Below are 18,050 nucleotides of genomic sequence, written 5' to 3' on the forward strand. Positions count from 1 at the left end.
GCAAAGCCGAGCCGTCGTGTGTCTACTTGCCTCGTATGATCGCAATTGCGGACAGTACAAAAGCGCAGGCAATGGCCTGGGGCGCGGTGATTGCCTCGCCAAAAGCAAAAAATCCTACTGCAAACATGGTGGGCAATTCTATGCTGCCGACAATCGCAGTTTGCGAGGCACCAATCAATGGTGAACAAACTGTGTAGATAAGCTGAGGGACTAGCGCAGTGACTACCCCAATTCCAACAATCAACAGCCAGTTGGCCCGGTCCTGCGGAAATATCTCGTTCATTTCAGCACTCAACATAAGTGGTGCAAGACCGACAATGGAGCCAAGGGAAACTGAGGCGATACGCGCCAGTGGCGCGATCCGAGACAGCCGGTGCACCAGGACGCAAATACCAAATCCGAACCCAAACGGAGCCGCTAGAGCAATCAGCAATGTTGGTATGTGTTCTTTGGATGCAGATGCGGGTGATCCTGCGATGATTGCCGCCACCACGATCAGACAGGACGCAAACACTGAGCGCTGTGTGGGCGCATCAGCAAACACTGCCCAACTGATTACAAGCGTGAACACCGGATAAGTCATATAGAGTACGCCCACGGTTGACGCAGGTAATGTCTCTAGCGCTGTAACGTATCCGATCCATCCGAGCCCCATCACCGCGCCTGCAGATAAACCCCAGACAATCACGCGCCATGCTTTTCGATGCGAGATTAGAACAGGAAGGAGCAGGATTGCCGCAACAATGTAGCGATAGAATGCAACTGCATAAGGTGCGATGCCCTGCTCAGTCAGGGCCCGACTAAAGTAGGGAACGAGCCCGAAACAAACAGACGCAAAGAGAACACCAAGCATAGGCAGGGCATAAGGAATGGATGGCTTATCTTGCGTCGATGTTTTTGTCATGTATCGGAGCTATCATGCGATAACGGATGTGTCTTTAGGGGGTTTCTGAAAGGTAAACTGATCCCTTGCTTTGCTAGTTTGAACAGGTTTTGACTGTGCGGGCGCTACGATATTCCGCAATGCGGCCCGCCAATGTTGCTTCGAGAACATCTCCCGATTGGTCAATCTGGACTTGGATCGGAGCCGGCCAATACCGCTTCTCATGGTGCTAAATCACACAGTTGTCGCTAGAACAGGTAGTCAGCTCTCAAGATTTTTTTGGAGGATCTCTATCATCAGATGCTGGAGCAGGATGATCGTCTTTGCGTCACGAATGTCGCCGCTTTCAATCATCTTCATCGCGTCAGAAAGGGGAACCTGTAAGACTTCAATGTCCTCTCCTTCATCGTACTTGCCACCGCCGCTGGCGATTTGATCCGATGTTGAATAGATACCTTTAAAGAAGGAAAGATACTCGGTGACGGAACCAGGGCTCATGTAGATGTCGAACAAATGTGTCAGTGTCGGCGTTTGAAATCCTGTCTCTTCGAGCAGTTCAGCGCGCATCCGCCCATCGGCATCCGAGCCCTCCAGCAGTCCGGCGGGTGCCTCGATCAGGGCCTCTATCCCACCATTCAGAAACACCGGTAGCCTGAATTGACGGGTCAACAGGACACAAGTCGTTTCGGGATTGAATAACAGGCAGGTTGCGCCATTGCCCCGGTCGTAGGTTTCGCGCGTCTGGTGTTGCCACTCACCGTTTCGGAGGCGCAGTTCGAATTCGTATTTTGTCAGAGTCCCCCAGTTATCCGATAAGACCTCACCTGAGATTAGCCGAAACATCCGTTTTCATCTTTCGATTGCGTCTGTAATGCGCATGCTCAATTCGAACTGCGATACGGTAGGTTCAGCACCTATTGCTTGCAGAAACGCGCGGAATTCCTCCGACTGAGCGTCGACATTTAACAGGTGCAATTTGTCGCCTGGATGGCAGGCTTTGATCAGAGACTGGGCAACCCCCTCGCAACGGCGATCCTTGCGAACCCCAATCTGAACCAGAGTTCGCGTTTCGGGGGCTACTACGGCATAACCCGCCAGACCGCGGGCGTCTGATACGGTCCAGCATTTTACATCATTGGCAATCGCCGCAATCGCGCCGAAACTGTTTTGCCAGGATGGCAGCACCTCTGCCAACGTGTGCGCCTCGCCTTTGACTTCTGCCCAAGGCGATTGTCGCACATCATGTCTGGGTGATCCGGGCAAGGACGGCAGTTCGTAGCACTCAAGTTGTCGCGTGATTGCCGTCCCCAAAGCAGCGTAAAGATCGAACGCTCTTTTGTTACTGGTCAGAACTTCGGTTTGAAAGTTGGTGATGTGTTCATTTATTAAGCCGACCAAACAGTCTTGGCCAAGTTGACGGGCCAGCCCCTGACGCCTGAACTCAGGACATGTTCCGCTTGAGATCAGATAGGCACGGCGGCCGCGCACAGACATCAACCAGATTGCCACGACATCCCCTCCGATGATGGCAACGCGTGAGGCCGCGCGGCTCAACCTGCGCTGCTGCATCATAAGGGCAAATGCCCGACCCGATAGTTCCATCGGTACCGCGTAATCCGAAAATGCCGTGTTCATCGCCCGACGCAGGACGTCATCTGAGACGTGCTCGGCGGTTTTGATTTTAGCGTTCAACGTTACCAACTTTGGCCACCGTAGAACAATGGGCGCTTCGGAGGATCAGCGTAGTCCATACCGATGTCTTTTTTCATATGACTCGACCAATGTTGAATATCTTCTGGCTGGGGGCTCCGGCTTGGAGAACCAAGGGAGTTAACTTTGAGCAAAGTTAGTATTTGTTTCAGTAGCAGCGGTGTAGTCATTTCGCCCTCCCATTTGATGGGCTGATCGTTTATCCTGATCAGCACAGAAAAATATCAGACAAACAAATCGGTATTGATTCCGAGGCATAAGGAAAATTTATGGTTGATCGGGCCACCCTTCCTCCGCTGGCCGCAATCCGAGTCTTTGAAGAGGCCGCGCGGTGCAAGAATTTCACCCTTGCGGCGGACAAACTCGGGATGACGCAGGCAGCGGTCAGCTATCAGATCAAGATTCTCGAGGAACGTGTGGGTGCGCCGCTTTTCATACGTGAAGCGCGCGGCGTGTCTCTGTCAGATATCGGGGATGCATTTGCTGAGAAAGCCACCGATGCCCTCAACATCCTGAGCGATGCCTTTGCTGAAGCTAAGGGTATCTCGCAACAGACATTGGCCATTAGTGTTATCCCGACATTCGCCACCAACTTCCTGGCGCAAAAATTGGGTGGTTTTCAAATGGAAAACCCGAACGTCGCGGTTCGAGTCGAGGTCAGCGAAAGCCTGGTTGATTTCTTGGCCAGCGGTTTTGACGTGGCCGTTCGCGGCGGGCAGGGAAATTGGCGCGGACTGGCAAGCCATCTTTTGATCCCAACCCGATTTACCCCGATGCTCAGCCCGGATCTGGCTGCAACGATCGGGGGCGTCCACAAGCCTGAGGATCTTTTGCGGCTGCATATCCTCTCACCCGCAGATCCATGGTGGAATCGTTGGGTGGCGGCCGCTGGACTAGAGGGCACCGATCTGACTGGCGAAGTCCGGCAACATTTTGGTCCTCAGGTGCTGGAAGCCAGTGCCGCGATTGCAGGGCAGGGCGTTGCTATGCTGACGCCCGCTTTTTTTCAGGATGAGTTGAAAAGCGGGCGGTTGATACAGCCGTTTGATTTGACGTGTGAGGATGGGTCAGGATACTGGCTGGTCTTTCCCGAAAGCCATCGACATTCGCAAAAGATCAAAACATTTAGGAAATGGTTGGACAGAGAAACGCGGGACTGGCGCACCTGATCGGGCTGACTGCCTAGTCCAAGGGCGGTAACCTGGGTTCGAAGACGAATGACTTCACGATCGAAGTGTTCGTTTCCGCCCGGTCGTGGAACGGCAGAAGAATGTCGTCCAACTCTGCCACATCTTTCAACAGCAGACGGGCGACGTAACAATCGTCACCTGTGACACGGTCACAGGACGAAAAACGGGGTTGTTCCTCGATCATTCTCTCAACGATGTGCAATTGCCCGCTTCGTGGTTTGATCCGGACAAGAGCCTGAATTGTATAGCCAAAGCGGCGTAAGTCTACCTGTGCGCCAAACCCAGCAATGAAACCGTGATGTTGCAGGCTGCGCAGGCGTTCACCGACGGCCGGGCCAGTGAGACCGACCGCCTTGCCGATATCGGAAAGGCGGGTACGGCCATCAGATTCGAGGATCTCTACAATTTGGCGGTCCGTTTGATCCAGTTCTTTCGACATGAAGGAAGATTATCCAAAAGAGCATTGATGCAAAAGAAATTTTAGAAAACTGCAATCGTTAGTGCTGGGACAACCGTACGGCCCCCCATTAGGATTCTGACGACGATAGACAGGAGTTTCCCGTGAACATTCAACGAATCGCAGCGTTCAGCCAAGGATCAGAGGGCGGCAATCCGGCAGGGGTTGTACTTTTGGAGAACGCGGTCAGCGAAGATGAAATGGCACGCGTCGCGTCCGACGTCGGGTATTCGGAGACCGCCTTTGCCGTGGCGCAGGATGATGGGGGCAAAAATTGGAGGGTGCGTTACTTCTCACCGGAATCTGAGGTGCCGTTTTGCGGCCATGCCACAATTGCCCTTGGTGCAGCGCTGGGTGAGCAGAACGGTGAAGGTACCTATACCCTCGTTCTGAACGACGCCACAATTTCTGTCGACGCCGCGGCCACGCCGGACGGCATGTTCGCTACCCTTTCATCGCCGCCAACGAAAAGTCGTACAATGACCGAAGGCGAGGTTGGGGACATCCTGGCGCTTTTTGACCTGACGACTGAAGATCTCGATCCTCGACTGCTGCCGGCGTACATTCATGGTGGTGCCAATCATATTGTGCTTACCCTTAAGGACCGCGCGCGGCTCGCGGCGATGACATATGATCTGGACGAAGGCCGCGTGGTGATGCGCAAACATGATCTGGTCACAGTGATGTTGGTGTACATCGAGGAGAACCAATCCTTCGTGGTGCGCAATGCTTTTGCTTCGGGCGGTGTTTTGGAGGATCCGGCGACCGGCGCCGCCGCAGCAGCCTTCGCCGGTTACCTGCGCGACAGCCAATGGCCCCATGGCGGCAGCTTCACCATTCGCCAGGGCGAAGACATGGGTTGCCCGTCCCTAATCAAAGTCTCATTGGATAACACGAAAGGCGCTTCGGTGCGGGTCTCGGGTGGGACGAGGGAAATCAAATGAAACACCTGCCCGGTATCATCCAAAACTACATCAATGCCTACAACCAAATGGATGTGGCGGCCATGGTGGCTTGCCTTTCGGATGACGTCACATTTTGCGATGTTTCCGGTGGGGAAGTCACGTCCGAGACCTCTGGCAAACAGGCATTTGCGGAACTGGCAAGTCTTGGCGTTCAGGCTTTTGCAAGCCGCCACCAAAAGGTCGTGAATGTCATATCCGTCGCAGATATCACATTGATTGAGGTCGACTACTCTGCCGTGGTGGCAGTCGACCTGCCCAACGGATGGAAGGCCGGGCAGCAGTTGGAGTTTCGTGGTGGATCGGCATTTCGCGTCGCGGGCGGGTTGATCTTCAGTATCGTCGACCAAAGCGAGCCCAGCTAAAAAACGGACTGATGTTGGGCAATGACGTTTTGTTGGTTCTGACGGCAAACTCCAGCTAACCGGCTGGGGCCTTCACGGCGATTTGGAAACGGAGCAAAAAAATGATTACGCGATTGGCCCCAAACACACTGCGCGCTGTACCGGAGCAGTATCAGGGTATTTATGTACATGGCACTCAGATCTCGGCGCCGAAGACACTGGTCTGTCTTTCGGGGCAGATAGGTGTCTCACCCGATGGCGAGACCCGTGAAGGGTTCGAGCAACAATGTTATCAAGCGATGAGCAATGTCGAAGCGCTACTTGCCGATGCCGGGCTGGGCACCGCTGACATTTTGCGTGTCATCTACTATGTGACCGATGCAAAGTTTCTGCCGACCCTGTCCAATGCCCGTCAAGCACGTTGGAGCCAGGGGCATGCCCCTGCAGTCACCACGTTAGTTGTGGCCGGTTTGGCGGCACCTGACCTTCTTGTTGAGATCGAAGTAACCGCCGCACGGTAAACGCGATGCCTGATCAGATATGGGCGCTTGTAGTGTTTGCCTTGGTGGCCACTGGCTCTCCAGGTGGTGCGACCACGCTCGCCACGGTATCCGGAGCGCGGTTTGGATATGGACGCAGTGTTCCACTGATCATTGGCATGGCTCTTGCGCTTGCAGGGTTAGTGGCGGTGTCTGGGGTCGGTTTGGCTACAACACTTCAAACAGCACCTGTGCTGGAGTTGAGCGTAAAGGCAGTCGGTTCCATTTATCTGATATGGCTTGCCGCGAGGATTGGCTTGGCCGGTCCCCCTTTGCCGACACAATCTGATGAGGAAACGCCAATCGGTCTTGTGAGTGGCATTATACTGCTCATGATAAATCCGAAAGCCTGGGCCATGGCATTGGGCGTTGCCTCGTCGTTTTCCAAGCTGGCCAGCGGCCCCTTGGTGCTGGGTGGCATCCTGGCCCTGGTATTTGCTCTTTCCGCTTATCTTTCCCTGACGATCTGGGCGCTGGCTGGCGGCCTCGTTGCCCGTTGGCTGAGCGCCGAATGGCACTGGCATTTGTTCAACGGTACCATGGCTCTCCTGCTAACGGCTTCAATCGTGCAGTTGTGGGTTTGAGTAGGTTACTCCCACTAGGCTAAGTCACAAAGCATGATTGACATCATGGATGTCATTATGACATCTTTAATGACATTATGGATGACTCGACAAACCTCTATAACTTCATTCGGCTTGTGCGCCCGCTCTACAAGGTTTTGGAAAGCGCTGTTGCACGTGAATTGGGTGGCACCGGACTGACCGTTACTGAACGGGCCGTGCTAGAGCAACTCTATGACCATGGACCACTTCCTGTGCCGCGGATTGCTGACCGACTAATCGCACCGCGGCAGTTTGTTCAAAAGACCGCGAATGCGCTGATTGAAAAAGGGTTGGTCGAACGCCGCCAGAATACTGCTCATCGTCGTTCAAAGCTCTTGGCGCTGTCACCAATCGGGGCCGAATTGATCGGAGCTGTTTTGGCACGCGAGGCGGTTAACATCGCGCGCGTTTCAGAACGCTTATCACCCGAAGAGATCGCGACAACTGTGCGCGTCGCAGAAGCGATGATTGAAGGATTTGCAGAAAAGGAGACGAAGGATGATTGAAGTCTTTGAGGGAGAGTGCCTTTGTGGTGCCGTTAAGTACAGCGTAAATGCTGCTCCAATCATATCGGGCGCTTGCTACTGCCGTGACTGTCAGAAGACCTCAGGCGGTGCGGAAGCCCATGGAATAATGTTTCCGGCATCAGCGGTGACCGTTGTGCAGGGAACGCCAACGACATTCAGGCGTAAAGTCGAAAGCGGAAACGATGTCTTTCGGCAGTTCTGTCCGGATTGTGGAGTGCACGTCATATCCTGGAACAGCGCAGCACCAGAGTACAAAGCAATCAAAGTCGGAACGCTGAAGGATCCATCGATTTATAAAAGCCAGGGTAGCTTGTGGGTTTCTTCTGCTCAATCCTGGCATCGTCCCGACCCGAAGTTGCCGCAACACGCTAAGATGCCCTGCGTTGCGGAGCTGCCGACAGCTCAGTAAGGATCTAGCGCCCTTTTTGTCGTTTTGGTGGAGGAGTGAATTCACATTGCGTTGCCATGACGAACTAGGCGCATGGCGCATCCCTATGACTTGACGAATAGACGCGACCAATGTTCAACGGCATCAAACACCTAGACAAATTCCTCCACGCATAAGAACCTGTGGGCAAACAGAAACAGGGAGACGATTGGATGAAACTGATTGCTGGCACAGCTCTAGCCTTGATTTTCTCAACAACCTCAGTGCTTGCCGCAGGCGATGGGGCCTGCGCCAAGGGGAAGACCCTCACAGAGGGCACTCTGACGATCGCGACCGGCAACCCGGCGTACTATCCCTGGGTTATGAACGATGCACCTGAAAGCGGCGAAGGGTTCGAAGCGGCTGTTGCTTATGCCATCGCCGAGAAAATGGGCTTCGGGCAGGACAATGTTACTTGGGTGCGCACAAGTTTTGATGAGGCGATTCAGCCGGGTGCGAAGAACTTTGATTTCAACATGCAGCAGTACTCGATCACGCCCGAAAGGGAAGAAATGGTTGATTTCAGCCTGCCTTACTACACCTCCGCCATGGCGGTTCTGACCACCCAGAATGTTGTCGATTCCGGTGCCGAAGCGACGTTGGAGGGCCTCAAGGGTTTGAAGTGGGGGGCTGTGGCCACGACAACTGCGATCCCGATGCTGAATGACGTGATTCAGCCTTCGGATGAACCGTTGCTTTACAACGACAATGCCGATGTGAACGCCGCCATCATGGCCGGCCAGATCGATGCAGCGCTTTATGATCTGCCCACCGCACTCTATCTTTCGGCTGTGGTGGTCGAAAACGGTGCATTGCTTGGCCAATTCCCTCCGGGGCAATCCGAAAGTCCCGATCAGTTCGGCCTTTTGATGGAAGAAGGCAACGCGCTGAAGGAATGCGTTGACGACGCCATCACAGAGTTGACCGAAAGCGGCGAGCTTGCCGCGATTGAAGCTGAATGGCTGTCCGAGGCTACAGGTGTACCGGTCTTCAAGTAGATGGAAGAAACGCCATTGCAAAAAGACCCGGCTGAGCATTCTGCAACGACGCCAACGCGTCGCGAGGTTTACGAAGCCGGGGTTCGGCGGCGCTCAATTCGCATCGCGCTGATCTCGACGGTCAGCGTGATCCTGGCCATCGTCGTCCTTGTCCCGCTCGCCCCCGGGTGGGAAGCCGTCCAGCGCTCATTTTTTAACGGCAGGGTCTTCGCCGAAACATTTCCCGGACTGCTTGAAGCCTTTCTTATGAACGTGATGATTTTTGCCTGGTCTGCGCCGCTTATCGCGATCACGGGCCTTGCCATCGCATTGTGCCGGGATACGCGCGCGCCTGCGCTCTTTCCACTGCGATTGTTCGGAATTGCCTATACGGACGTTTTCCGTGGCCTGCCGGTGGTACTTGTTATCTACATTATCGGGTTCGGCATTCCGGGGTTGGGCCTGCCGAGACCCTGGAACAGTCCCTATATCTGGGGCACGCTGGCTCTGGTTCTGGTCTATTCGGCTTATGTGGCCGAGGTGATCCGCTCGGGCATAGACTCGATTCACCAGTCGCAGCGATCCGCTGCGGCCTCACTGGGGCTGAGCGACCAGGACACAATGCGCTTTGTGGTTCTGCCGCAGGCTATACGCAACGTCGTTCCGGCTAACATGAACCTGTTCATCGCCTTGCAGAAGGACGTAGCACTTTTGTCCTTTATCGGCCCGGTTGAGATTTTCCGGCAGGCTGGCGTCTACAAGTCACTATATGCAAATTTCACGCCCTATGTGGGCGCCGCGCTTATCTTTCTGGCGCTGACCATTCCAGCAACGCGATATGCAGATTACCTTATGAACAAGCAGAACAGGGCGCGCTCATGACTGCGAAGTTATCCTTGCGTGGGGTGCGGAAACGGTTCGACGATCACGAGGTATGCAAAGGCATTGATCTGGATGTGGCCGAAGGCGAGATGGTTTGTCTTATCGGGGCTTCAGGGTCGGGCAAATCCACGCTTCTGCGCTGCATGAACCTGCTGGAGCCCATCGATGACGGAACGATTTGGCTGGATGGAAAGGACATCTCAGAGCCGGGACTGGACCCTCAGCCCGTGCGCCAGCAGATCGGCATTGTGTTCCAGAGCTATAACCTGTTTCCCCACATGACGGCGGCCGAAAACGTGATGCTTGCGCCGCGTCGCGTGCGGGGGTTGAGCAGGGAAGACCTCCGCCCGCGAGTGACCCAGCTTTTCACACGCTTTGGGCTGGGCGACCGTATGGAGCACTATCCGGACCAGCTATCGGGCGGTCAGCAGCAACGCGTGGCAATCATCCGTGCGCTGGCGATGGAGCCGCAGATCATGCTGTTTGACGAGATTACAAGCGCGCTGGACCCTGAGTTGGTGGGCGAAGTGCTGGATGTGCTTAGGGACCTGAGAAAGCAGGGCATGACCATGGTACTTGCGACGCACGAAATGGGCTTTGCACGTGAATTGGCGGACAAAGTTTGTTTCCTTGATGCTGGCCGCATCCTTGAACAAGGCCCTCCGGAGGTGCTGTTTTCGGAACCACGTGAACGGCGCACCAAGGCCTTCCTTTCGCGCGTACTGTGACGTCGCGCCCGCCTCACTGTTCTTCAAGCCAGTCCCTGATCTCGGCGGTGTAGCCTGCGGGGTCTTGGAACATGGCAAAGTGGCTGACATCTTTGAGGGTCATAAGCTTGGCATCCGGGATGGCATTGGCGATTGCTGCGGAATGCTCCGCAAGGATCGCCTCGTCATGTTCACTCTGTACAACTAGCGTCGGAACCGTCACCGCTTCGACTTGCTGCAGCCCGTCGGCTTTGTCTGCGAACCACATCTTAGAAATCCCGCCAACGAAACCTTCAAAACCGTCAGGTGTGGGAGACATTTTCACATAGTCCCCGGCCATCATGTTGACATAGCCGCCAAACACTTCGTTTGTCTCAACTGAAGGGTCAACACCGGCAAGTGTCACATTGCCTGCATGGGCAAAATGGCTGGCCAGTCTCTCTGGCGCAGTCTTGGAAATCTCATAACCAATATTGGCCCCGTCAGACCAACCAACAAGGTGGACCTTGCTAACGTCGAGCGTGTCCAGCAAAGCGAGGTAATCGGTGGCCAGGAGCTCGATGCTGTAGTCGCTGCCATCGTTGGTGGACCGCCCGTGGCCTCGGGTGTCGGCCACAATCACACGGTAGTCAGCTGATAGATCCGCAACCTGCGCAGACCAGATATCTGCATGAGCCAGCCCTCCGTGAATCATCAATATCGGAGTATTGTCTGCATCCCCAAAGGTCGCAAAGTACATCGAGATGCCGTTAACATCGGCCTGCCCACTTTGCGCCGCTTCCGGCATTGGAACGGGCGCTGGAATGGACATCCATGCGTCTTCAGCACTGGCGCTTGTACCCAAGCCAAACGCCAGCGTCGTTGTAAGTGTCTTAAGCATAGCATTACCCCTGTCATTCACGTCTCGCAGCTTTTCTGAAGCTTCGCGCTCGGTTAGTTTAAAGCGTACGGCGAAACACCGTTAACAGGTCTGTGCAGGGCTACCTTGGCGGGGAAAGAGCAAATATGCGCGTTTTATCAAACATTTGTGCGCCAAACTACTTGCTGAGCGCAGATCCTTCCGTCATCCTGGACCGCCAATACCACGATTTTGACGAGCAGGCTGAACGACTGACCGGTTTTGATCAGTCCTATTTGCAACTGACACCTGGCACCTTTTCGGGGCGTTTCCTGTCCTGTTTTTTGGGTGATAATCTGTCCGTCCACCTGGAACATTGTAACCAGGCACTTGAACAGACTGTGGCCGGACATTCACAAGCCATCACTATCGGCGTTTTGGCAAGCGAGGGTGAGCCTTTCTTGCTCAATGGCAGTTCTTTTGACCAAGATGGTGTTTTGGTGGCGATGCCATATGCAGATTTGCATCTGCGTAGCCCGGTCGAGGGTGCAGTTATCGCCATAGTCATCCACCCGGATCACCTGCGTGATCATTCCGGCCTGTCCGCACCAGCAAAGGAATGGCTGTTTGCGCCTGACTTTGGGGCGCAACTTCTAAATGCTCCGCAATTGGCCCGGCGCATCCGGGAAGATGTGGTTCAGGCTATTCAAGCAGCCAGTTTTGAAAAGGGGCCGGAGAAAACCGCTCAACTCATTGGTGACGCCTTGTTGGCCGGTGTGGCCTCAAAACTATCGCTGGAGTTTTCCGGGCACGGCGCGTCTTTGTCACGACTGCTCAGCCCTATATCCTATGAACAGTTTCTTGCGGGGCGCGACGCCATTCACAAAAACTGGAACGACATCCACAGTGTCGATGACGTGTTGGCCATAACACGCAGCGGACGCAGAACTCTGCAGAGTTCTTTTACGTCGCAGATCTCCTTAGGGCCGCTGAGTTATCACCGTCTATTGCGCCTGCATATGGCTAGATGCGCGCTTAGTGATCCTGGGCAATTCGACGTTTCCATTGGGGATATTGCCGCAAGGCATGAGTTCTGGAGTTGGAGCCAGTTTACAAAACTCTACCAGACTCACTTTGGCCAACTTCCGTCCGACACTCGAAGTAATGCGCGTGCAGAAGCTCCTATCGCCAAAGCCCAAGGCAAAAAATTGCAATAAGCCAGTTTTCCCGAATGGCAGTCTGGTTGCTATCAGCGTTCGTTCGAAAATCCGCAACAAAAAACCCCGCAAACTTCACCAAGCAAACTCAATGATTGAGTACCTTGCAGCGGTTCACAAATTGTCAAATAGACGTCCGGGTAACGCGTCGTGCCGCGGAAGGTTCAACGCCTTCAACAGACCGAAGACCATCGCTTGGTTGGACGTGATAACGGGTTTGTTCAGAGCGGCCTCAATACGTTCGATTGCTTCGACCGAGCGCATGTCCGTACAGCTCAACACGATCACTTGCACCTCTGGGTGATCGGCCTGGCAGGCGAGCTGATACACGTCGTCCGGTGTGAGTTCGCCTTGCCCATAATTGCCAAGCTCACGGCCCACATCGGCACATTTGACGGTTTCGATGCCATTACGGGCCATGAAGTCAATCGCTTGTGCATTGATCTCGCCCAAGTAGGGCGATGAAAAGCCGACCTTTGTTGCGCCGAGCGCCTTGATACCTGCGATCAGCGCCCCCGCAGCGGTCAGCGAAATCGCGCCCGAGCCCGCCTTGATCCGTTCTGCTAAGTTCGTGTCGAAGGACGGCCCGTGGGTCAAAGTTGCAGAGGTGCAGCCATATAGAACCACGTCTGGTCGCACCCCGGAAATCATCCGCAGGTCATGACTGATATCCGAGGCCCCCAATCCCGCCATCTGGTCCGAGCCGGGAACTTCATCCACGTCATACCCACCCATACGTTGAAAATGGACCGTGGTGTTGGGTGGCCTCAGCAACTCCATGTCCGGCTCTAGGTTGGTGTTGGTGAACGGCACCAGAACACCGATTTTTGCCGCAGCCCGTGTTTCGATCATTTCAGCACTCCCCTCAGGGCGGTCAGGCAACGATCCATGACCGGTGCCTCACAAATTGTGGCGCGCAAACAGTTGTCTAGTCCATATCCGCCCATGCCGCGCATCAGAAGATTGTTGGCCCGCAGCACCGCGTCTGCCCGTTGCGCGTCCAGGGTTGAAGCGAACCGCAATAGTACAAAGTTCGTATGGCTTTGGGGAACGATCAGACCCAACGCACGACAGTCCTCGGCAAAGCGGTCTCGGATTTCAGCTGTTCGATAGACAACATTCCGCATATATGCCTGATCGCGAATGGCGGCGACGGCTGTTGCCTGCGAAGCGACGGAGACATTGTTCGGGTTGAGCAGCTTGCGCAGGTCAGCCGCAACCTCGGGTGGGAAGTATCCCCAACCAGCGCGCGCGCCTGCCAGACCATATGCCTTGGAAAAAGTGCGCAAGATCACGGTGTCGCCTCGGTCGGTCAGCGCAAAGATTTCGGATGGATCGTTGGTGTCGTCTGAGAATTCAGCATAAGCCTGATCAACGACCAACAGAACATCGGCGGGCAGCCTGTCTCGCAGACGAAGGATTTCGGAATTGGGGATCAGGGTGCCAGTCGGGTTACCGGGATTACACACAAAGACGATCCGCGTTTCACGTGTCAACGCAGCGATGATATCGTCGATGGAAACTGTCAGGTCCACTTCACGGGCTTTGACGTAATCGGCCTGACATTGAGCTGCCGCTGAAGCGACAAACGCATACCCGTAGTCCGTGCCAAGAACCCGGTCGCGGCGTCCGGCATATGCGCGGATCAAACAGCCGATCAGTTCCATCGAACCCGTCCCACACAGTACCCGTGTGGGTTCAAGCCCGTGCACTTCGGCAATTGCCGCACGCAGTTCCGTCCATTCCGGATCGGGGTAGAGTGACAGATTGGCCATTGCGTCCCGACCCGCCGCAATGGCTGCGGGGCTTGGGGGGAAGGCGCTTTCATTCTGGGCCAGCGAGACGGTGTTTTCGCCACCAAGATCGGCCAGTGCGTAAGCCGCCATTCCACTCACATGAGGAACCGGGCGGATCATGATGCGCCCCGATAGGATTTTGCGCCTTCTTCACTTATCAAGCCGCGTTTGAGGTCTAGGGCGATTGCCTGAGGATCCCGCTCAGTCGGGTCGCCAAAACCACCTCCACCGGGTGTTTCAAAGATCAGATAGTCGTCAGCTTCGACGCGCAGTTCTCCCTTGCCCGGGATATCTTCCTCGCCGTCGCGGAAACGAATGCGTCCGGGGGCGCCGGGGTGTCCACCCAATCGACCAAGGGCGGGAAACTTGAGGCGCTCAACCGACAGGAACACGATAAAGGGTGCGCCATTGGCCGATGTCATCTCGATCCGTTGGCCAAGACCGCCGCGATACTTGCCTGCGCCTCCTGAATCCGGGCGAAGCTCGCGTTTCCAGATGGTTACGGGAGCAACGCTTTCCGTGATTTCGACCTGTGACCCGAACACACCCGAAGGGTAGGCCGTGGCAGAAAGGCCATCCGCGTGAGGCCGCGCGCCAGTACCGCCATTGTGCACCGGTTCGATTGCGAATTCCCGCCCCCCATCACGAGCTACTTCAGGCGTGTGCCGCATTGGCAGATCGAACATGCAGGATGCGCCTTCGGCAGGCACCTGATCAGGTAGCGCCTGATGCAGGCAGCCCAGCACCAGATCTGGTGTCACCTGTCCCAGAGTGTGCCGCATCGCAACGGGTACGGGGCGCTGTGCGTTGAGGATGCAGCCTTTTGGCCCGTCCACCGTAAACGGTTCGAGTGATCCCGCGTTGTTGGGGATGTCGGACCCGACGATGCAGCGCAGGGCAAAGACGGTATAGGCCGTGGCATAATTCAGCGGCACATTGATGCCCTTGCCCGAACAACCCGAGGTTCCGGTGAAATCCACATGCATGCCTTTTTCGCTGATCGTCAGGGTCGCGTGAAGTTCCAGTTCATTTTCATAACCATCCATCTTCAGAACGTTTCTATAGGTGCCCGCAGGCACTTCGGCGATGGCCTCAAGCGTGCCACGGCGCGAGGTGTCGATGATGTAGCGGCCCAGTTGATCCAGATCGTTGATGCCGAATTCATCCATCATATCGAGCAGACGGTTTGCGCCCGCTTCGCAGCAGGCAATCAATGCGTAGATATCGCCCTCATTCGCAATGGGCTCGCGGCTGTTGGCGCGGACAATATCCAACAGCAAGGCGTTCGGGACACCTTGTTCGACCAGTTTGCAGGGCGGGATCAGCAGGCCCTCATCATAGATATCCGACCCTTCCGGTCCCATGCCAAGGCCACCCAGATCCACGAGATGCGATGTGCATGAGGTAAAGCCGACGACCTTCCCGTTTTTGAACGCCGGCATCATCAGCAGAAAATCGTTCAGGTGCCCTGAAGCCAGCCACGGATCATTGGTCATGTAGATGTCGCCGGGCTTCATGTCCTGAACTGGGAAATGGCCGCGCAGGTGCATAACGGCTTCGGCCATTGTGTTGATGTGCCCCGGCGTACCAGTGACCGCCTGTGCCAGCATTTGACCTTTTGCGTCAAAGATTCCGGCCGAGATATCACCGCATTCGCGCACAATGGGCGAAAAAGCGGCGCGGATTAGGGTCTGGCCCTGTTCTTCGACCACCGCAAGCAGTCGGTTCCACATGACTTGCAGGCGGGCGGGGGAAAGATCGGAAGTCATCATGCGTCTCCTTTCTGGCTCTGGATAAGGATGAGATTTCCAATGGCGTCCACATACGCTGAGAAGTCAGCTGAAACCAAAGTGGTGGTCTGCGGCTCTGTGATCAGCGCGGGACCGCAAACCCGGTTGCCGGGGTTCAGACTGTCCCTGGATACAAAGCCGGCCAGCTTGGTCTGACCATCAACATCGCAGGTGATAGGGCGGGTCTGGGCGGGTGTGATCGTTGTCAGTGGCGGTGTTTCCGGCAACTCTGGAACAACCGTTTCTGGCGTTGCGACGCGGACAGCCCAGTTCAGAATCTCGATCTGCATTCCCGGCACTGGACGCGAGAATTGTTTTCGATACTCTGTCTCGAACGCAGCGGTAAGTGGTCCCATATCCTTCACGGTCAAGTCTCGATCGGGCAGGGGTATTTCGATTTCGTGGCCCTGACCGTTGTAGCGCATGAACGCCGTGCGTTGCGTTTCAGTGGGTGCATCACCTGCGCCTTGTGCCACCACGCTGCTTGCCTCGTCGATCATGTTGGAAAACAGGGTGTTAATCCTTTCCAACTCCAGCGATTCAAGCAGAGAATAGTGGGATCTGACGATCTCGAAACTGACAGGGGCAAACAGAAACCCCACCGCGGAGCCGACGCCCGGATTAGGGGGTACTACGATGCGGCTAACCCCTGCGGATCGGGCCACACGGCTTGCGTGCAGGGGGCCGTTGCCGCCAAATGCGATCATCGTACGCGGACCGAGGTCCTTGCCCGATTCCACTGCATGCATCCGACCCGCACTGGCCATGCTTTCATCGACGATACGACTGATGCCGTCTGCGGCCCCTGCGGGGTCCGCACCCAGACGCACGCCAACGACCCGGCTCAGCGCAGCTTCGGCGGCCTTGGGGTCGATCTTGATAAACCCTTCGGCGAATGTGTCTGGCACGATATAGCCTAGGGTGATGTCACTGTCGGTCACAGTTGGCTCAGTGCCGCCCCGACCAAAGGCAACAGGACCGGGCTCTGATCCGGCCGATCTAGGGCCTACGGTCAGCCGCCCCAGACGATCAACCCCGGCGATTGAGCCGCCGCCTGCGCCGATCTCGATCATTTCAACAACGGGGATGCGCACCGGCATGCCCGATCCCTTGATGAACCGCGCTGCGCGTGCAATTTCGAACTGGCGCGACGTTTGGGGTCGTGCGTTGTCGATCAGGCAGAGTTTCGCGGTTGTCCCACCCATGTCAAATGACAACACTTCGTTGATTCCTGTCCGCGCGGCGATACGAGCGGCCAGAATGGCACCACCCGCCGGTCCGCTTTCAACCAGCCGGATTGGAAAACGCGAAGCGGTTTCAACGGTACACATGCCGCCACCTGCCGTCATCATCAGGATCGGACAGATCACGCCTTCGGTCTGAAACTGAAAGGTAAACCGCGACAGATAGCTTTCCATGAGCGGCTGGATGTAGGCATTGGCGACCGTGGTACAAAGCCGGTCGAACTCACGCGCCTCCGGGCTTACGTCAGAGGAAATTGAAACAGTCAGGCCCGGTCTTCGTTCGGTGAGAATGTCGCGCAGTCTGCGTTCGTGCGCGGGATTGGCATAGGCGTGCATCAAACAGATCGCGACCGCATCAGCCCCGCTGACATCCAGTTCGTCCAGAAGATGGTCGATCGCGCTGTTGTCTAGTGGGATAAGTACATCTCCGTCGGCAGCCATTCTTTCCCGAATGGTCAACGCGCGCTCGCGCGCGACCAGCAGGTCCGGCTTTTTCAGATTGATGTCATATTGCGCATATCGCCGCTCGTACGCGATTTCCAGAATGTCGCGAAACCCTTCGGTCGTCACGGTCGCCACAACGGCGCCACGCCGTTCGATCAAGGCATTGGTCGCCAACGTGGTGCCGTGGATGAAACCGGTAACCTCATTCAACGACCGACCCGATTGCGCCATGACACGCTTTGCGCCCTCCATCGCGCCTTCCGCGGGATTTTGGTGCGTCGTAAGTGTCTTGGCCGAGGCCAATATGGTTTCGTCACCCGAGACCAGTACCGTATCGGTAAAGGTGCCACCAATATCAATGGCCAGGCGCAAGGTTTGAGATGTCATGAGATCGTCCAAATTGTCCGTTGTCTGAGCCGCAGGCAATGGGCGCAGAGCGCCCGCGATTATCGCCTGACGACGAGGTCACAACCGGTTGTGCGACGATTCTGAGACATTGGACATTTGGGCA

At 55.7% G+C, this 18,050-nt stretch carries 20 protein-coding genes; 11 read left to right on the forward strand and 9 right to left on the reverse strand.

The genetic code is table 11. The annotated features are described in order from the left end of the window. Nucleotides 1-22: 22 nt before the first annotated feature. From GOW16_RS12570 to GOW16_RS12580, 3 genes are all read right to left on the reverse strand, one after another. Nucleotides 23-904 (reverse strand): DMT family transporter, encoded by an 882-nt coding sequence (locus tag GOW16_RS12570; RefSeq protein ID WP_170415457.1) that lies wholly within the window; start codon nt 902-904, stop codon nt 23-25. Between the two features lie 240 nt (nt 905-1,144). Further along, complete coding sequence (locus GOW16_RS12575; protein ID WP_170415459.1) at nt 1,145-1,726, reverse strand: NUDIX domain-containing protein; 582 nt, start codon at nt 1,724-1,726, stop codon at nt 1,145-1,147. A gap of 6 nt (nt 1,727-1,732) precedes the next feature. Further along, complete coding sequence (locus GOW16_RS12580; RefSeq protein WP_170415461.1) at nt 1,733-2,584, reverse strand: GNAT family N-acetyltransferase; 852 nt, start codon at nt 2,582-2,584, stop codon at nt 1,733-1,735. 278 nt (nt 2,585-2,862) lie between these two features. On the opposite strand from GOW16_RS12580, the gene GOW16_RS12585 reads away from it, so the two are divergent. Next, the gene (locus tag GOW16_RS12585) at nt 2,863-3,762 is read left to right on the forward strand and encodes a LysR substrate-binding domain-containing protein (RefSeq protein ID WP_170415463.1); all 900 of its coding nucleotides are present in this window, start codon (nt 2,863-2,865) and stop codon (nt 3,760-3,762) included. Between the two features lie 13 nt (nt 3,763-3,775). On the opposite strand, the gene GOW16_RS12590 is transcribed toward GOW16_RS12585, so the two are convergent. Further along, nucleotides 3,776-4,222, reverse strand: coding sequence for an Lrp/AsnC family transcriptional regulator (locus tag GOW16_RS12590; RefSeq protein WP_170415465.1), 447 nt, complete (start codon nt 4,220-4,222; stop codon nt 3,776-3,778). 122 nt (nt 4,223-4,344) lie between these two features. Between GOW16_RS12590 and GOW16_RS12595 the strand changes: the two genes are divergently transcribed. The 9 genes from GOW16_RS12595 to GOW16_RS12635 all read left to right on the forward strand — a co-directional run bounded on the left by GOW16_RS12595 (nt 4,345) and on the right by GOW16_RS12635 (nt 10,231). Further along, on the forward strand, nt 4,345-5,184 hold the full coding sequence (locus tag GOW16_RS12595; RefSeq protein ID WP_170415467.1) for a PhzF family phenazine biosynthesis protein: 840 nt from the start codon (nt 4,345-4,347) through the stop codon (nt 5,182-5,184). Then, entirely contained in the window at nt 5,181-5,567 is a 387-nt protein-coding gene (locus GOW16_RS12600; RefSeq protein ID WP_170415469.1) for a nuclear transport factor 2 family protein, read from the forward strand. Before GOW16_RS12595 ends, GOW16_RS12600 begins: the two co-directional genes overlap by 4 nt. Nucleotides 5,568-5,668: 101 nt before the next feature. Then, nucleotides 5,669-6,067 carry a RidA family protein gene (locus GOW16_RS12605; protein WP_170415472.1) on the forward strand — a complete coding sequence of 133 codons (399 nt, stop codon included), beginning with the start codon at nt 5,669-5,671 and terminating at the stop codon, nt 6,065-6,067. Nucleotides 6,068-6,072: 5 nt separating this feature from the next. Further along, nucleotides 6,073-6,669: a LysE family translocator gene (locus tag GOW16_RS12610; protein WP_170415474.1), complete on the forward strand. Its 597-nt coding sequence runs from the start codon at nt 6,073-6,075 to the stop codon at nt 6,667-6,669. A gap of 77 nt (nt 6,670-6,746) precedes the next feature. Then, nucleotides 6,747-7,196: a MarR family winged helix-turn-helix transcriptional regulator gene (locus GOW16_RS12615; protein ID WP_170415476.1), complete on the forward strand. Its 450-nt coding sequence runs from the start codon at nt 6,747-6,749 to the stop codon at nt 7,194-7,196. Next, a complete protein-coding gene (locus tag GOW16_RS23075) occupies nt 7,189-7,626 on the forward strand; it encodes a GFA family protein (protein WP_170415478.1) in 438 nt (145 codons plus the stop codon). The genes GOW16_RS12615 and GOW16_RS23075 overlap by 8 nt, the downstream gene beginning before the upstream one ends. A gap of 191 nt (nt 7,627-7,817) precedes the next feature. Then, a complete protein-coding gene (locus tag GOW16_RS12625) occupies nt 7,818-8,642 on the forward strand; it encodes an ABC transporter substrate-binding protein (RefSeq protein WP_170415480.1) in 825 nt (274 codons plus the stop codon). Next, the gene (locus GOW16_RS12630) at nt 8,643-9,503 is read left to right on the forward strand and encodes an amino acid ABC transporter permease (protein ID WP_170415482.1); all 861 of its coding nucleotides are present in this window, start codon (nt 8,643-8,645) and stop codon (nt 9,501-9,503) included. Beyond that, nucleotides 9,500-10,231, forward strand: coding sequence for an amino acid ABC transporter ATP-binding protein (locus GOW16_RS12635; RefSeq protein WP_170415485.1), 732 nt, complete (start codon nt 9,500-9,502; stop codon nt 10,229-10,231). The genes GOW16_RS12630 and GOW16_RS12635 overlap by 4 nt, the downstream gene beginning before the upstream one ends. A 13-nt stretch (nt 10,232-10,244) precedes the next feature. Here the strand turns inward: GOW16_RS12635 and GOW16_RS12640 are convergent, their stop codons facing one another. Beyond that, the gene (locus GOW16_RS12640; protein ID WP_170415487.1) at nt 10,245-11,090 is read right to left on the reverse strand and encodes an alpha/beta fold hydrolase; all 846 of its coding nucleotides are present in this window, start codon (nt 11,088-11,090) and stop codon (nt 10,245-10,247) included. Between the two features lie 125 nt (nt 11,091-11,215). Between GOW16_RS12640 and GOW16_RS12645 the strand changes: the two genes are divergently transcribed. Continuing rightward, nucleotides 11,216-12,265: a helix-turn-helix domain-containing protein gene (locus GOW16_RS12645; protein ID WP_170415488.1), complete on the forward strand. Its 1,050-nt coding sequence runs from the start codon at nt 11,216-11,218 to the stop codon at nt 12,263-12,265. A 114-nt stretch (nt 12,266-12,379) separates the two neighbouring features. Here the strand turns inward: GOW16_RS12645 and GOW16_RS12650 are convergent, their stop codons facing one another. Genes GOW16_RS12650 through GOW16_RS12665 form a run of 4 tightly spaced genes read right to left on the reverse strand, consistent with a single transcriptional unit; the run spans nt 12,380 to nt 17,926 of the window. Continuing rightward, nucleotides 12,380-13,117: a maleate cis-trans isomerase family protein gene (locus GOW16_RS12650; RefSeq protein WP_170415490.1), complete on the reverse strand. Its 738-nt coding sequence runs from the start codon at nt 13,115-13,117 to the stop codon at nt 12,380-12,382. Beyond that, complete coding sequence (locus GOW16_RS12655; protein ID WP_170415493.1) at nt 13,114-14,181, reverse strand: pyridoxal phosphate-dependent aminotransferase; 1,068 nt, start codon at nt 14,179-14,181, stop codon at nt 13,114-13,116. The genes GOW16_RS12650 and GOW16_RS12655 overlap by 4 nt, the downstream gene beginning before the upstream one ends. Then, nucleotides 14,178-15,830 carry a hydantoinase B/oxoprolinase family protein gene (locus tag GOW16_RS12660; RefSeq protein ID WP_254429762.1) on the reverse strand — a complete coding sequence of 551 codons (1,653 nt, stop codon included), beginning with the start codon at nt 15,828-15,830 and terminating at the stop codon, nt 14,178-14,180. Before GOW16_RS12660 ends, GOW16_RS12655 begins: the two co-directional genes overlap by 4 nt. Next, a complete protein-coding gene (locus GOW16_RS12665; protein WP_170415497.1) occupies nt 15,830-17,926 on the reverse strand; it encodes a hydantoinase/oxoprolinase family protein in 2,097 nt (698 codons plus the stop codon). Before GOW16_RS12665 ends, GOW16_RS12660 begins: the two co-directional genes overlap by 1 nt. Nucleotides 17,927-18,050 lie beyond the last annotated feature (124 nt).

This window comes from Ruegeria atlantica (genome assembly GCF_013033965.1).
Taxonomy (GTDB): Bacteria; Pseudomonadota; Alphaproteobacteria; order Rhodobacterales; family Rhodobacteraceae; genus Ruegeria; species Ruegeria atlantica_D.

Bases quoted from the DNA above. Each gene is read 5' to 3' on its own strand.
- GOW16_RS12605 (WP_170415472.1), top strand. From the start codon at position 5,669: ATGATTACGCGATTGGCCCCAAACACACTGCGCGCTGTACCGGAGCAG.
- GOW16_RS12615 (WP_170415476.1), top strand. From the start codon at position 6,747: ATGGATGACTCGACAAACCTCTATAACTTCATTCGGCTTGTGCGCCCG.
- GOW16_RS12630 (WP_170415482.1), top strand. From the start codon at position 8,643: ATGGAAGAAACGCCATTGCAAAAAGACCCGGCTGAGCATTCTGCAACG.
- GOW16_RS12575 (WP_170415459.1), bottom strand. From the start codon at position 1,726: ATGTTTCGGCTAATCTCAGGTGAGGTCTTATCGGATAACTGGGGGACT.
- GOW16_RS12650 (WP_170415490.1), bottom strand. From the start codon at position 13,117: ATGATCGAAACACGGGCTGCGGCAAAAATCGGTGTTCTGGTGCCGTTC.
- GOW16_RS12645 (WP_170415488.1), top strand. From the start codon at position 11,216: ATGCGCGTTTTATCAAACATTTGTGCGCCAAACTACTTGCTGAGCGCA.
- GOW16_RS12590 (WP_170415465.1), bottom strand. From the start codon at position 4,222: ATGTCGAAAGAACTGGATCAAACGGACCGCCAAATTGTAGAGATCCTC.
- GOW16_RS12570 (WP_170415457.1), bottom strand. From the start codon at position 904: ATGACAAAAACATCGACGCAAGATAAGCCATCCATTCCTTATGCCCTG.
- GOW16_RS12640 (WP_170415487.1), bottom strand. From the start codon at position 11,090: ATGCTTAAGACACTTACAACGACGCTGGCGTTTGGCTTGGGTACAAGC.
- GOW16_RS12610 (WP_170415474.1), top strand. From the start codon at position 6,073: ATGCCTGATCAGATATGGGCGCTTGTAGTGTTTGCCTTGGTGGCCACT.
- GOW16_RS12635 (WP_170415485.1), top strand. From the start codon at position 9,500: ATGACTGCGAAGTTATCCTTGCGTGGGGTGCGGAAACGGTTCGACGAT.
- GOW16_RS12655 (WP_170415493.1), bottom strand. From the start codon at position 14,181: ATGATCCGCCCGGTTCCTCATGTGAGTGGAATGGCGGCTTACGCACTG.
- GOW16_RS23075 (WP_170415478.1), top strand. From the start codon at position 7,189: ATGATTGAAGTCTTTGAGGGAGAGTGCCTTTGTGGTGCCGTTAAGTAC.
- GOW16_RS12600 (WP_170415469.1), top strand. From the start codon at position 5,181: ATGAAACACCTGCCCGGTATCATCCAAAACTACATCAATGCCTACAAC.
- GOW16_RS12585 (WP_170415463.1), top strand. From the start codon at position 2,863: ATGGTTGATCGGGCCACCCTTCCTCCGCTGGCCGCAATCCGAGTCTTT.
- GOW16_RS12660 (WP_254429762.1), bottom strand. From the start codon at position 15,830: ATGACTTCCGATCTTTCCCCCGCCCGCCTGCAAGTCATGTGGAACCGA.
- GOW16_RS12665 (WP_170415497.1), bottom strand. From the start codon at position 17,926: ATGACATCTCAAACCTTGCGCCTGGCCATTGATATTGGTGGCACCTTT.
- GOW16_RS12625 (WP_170415480.1), top strand. From the start codon at position 7,818: ATGAAACTGATTGCTGGCACAGCTCTAGCCTTGATTTTCTCAACAACC.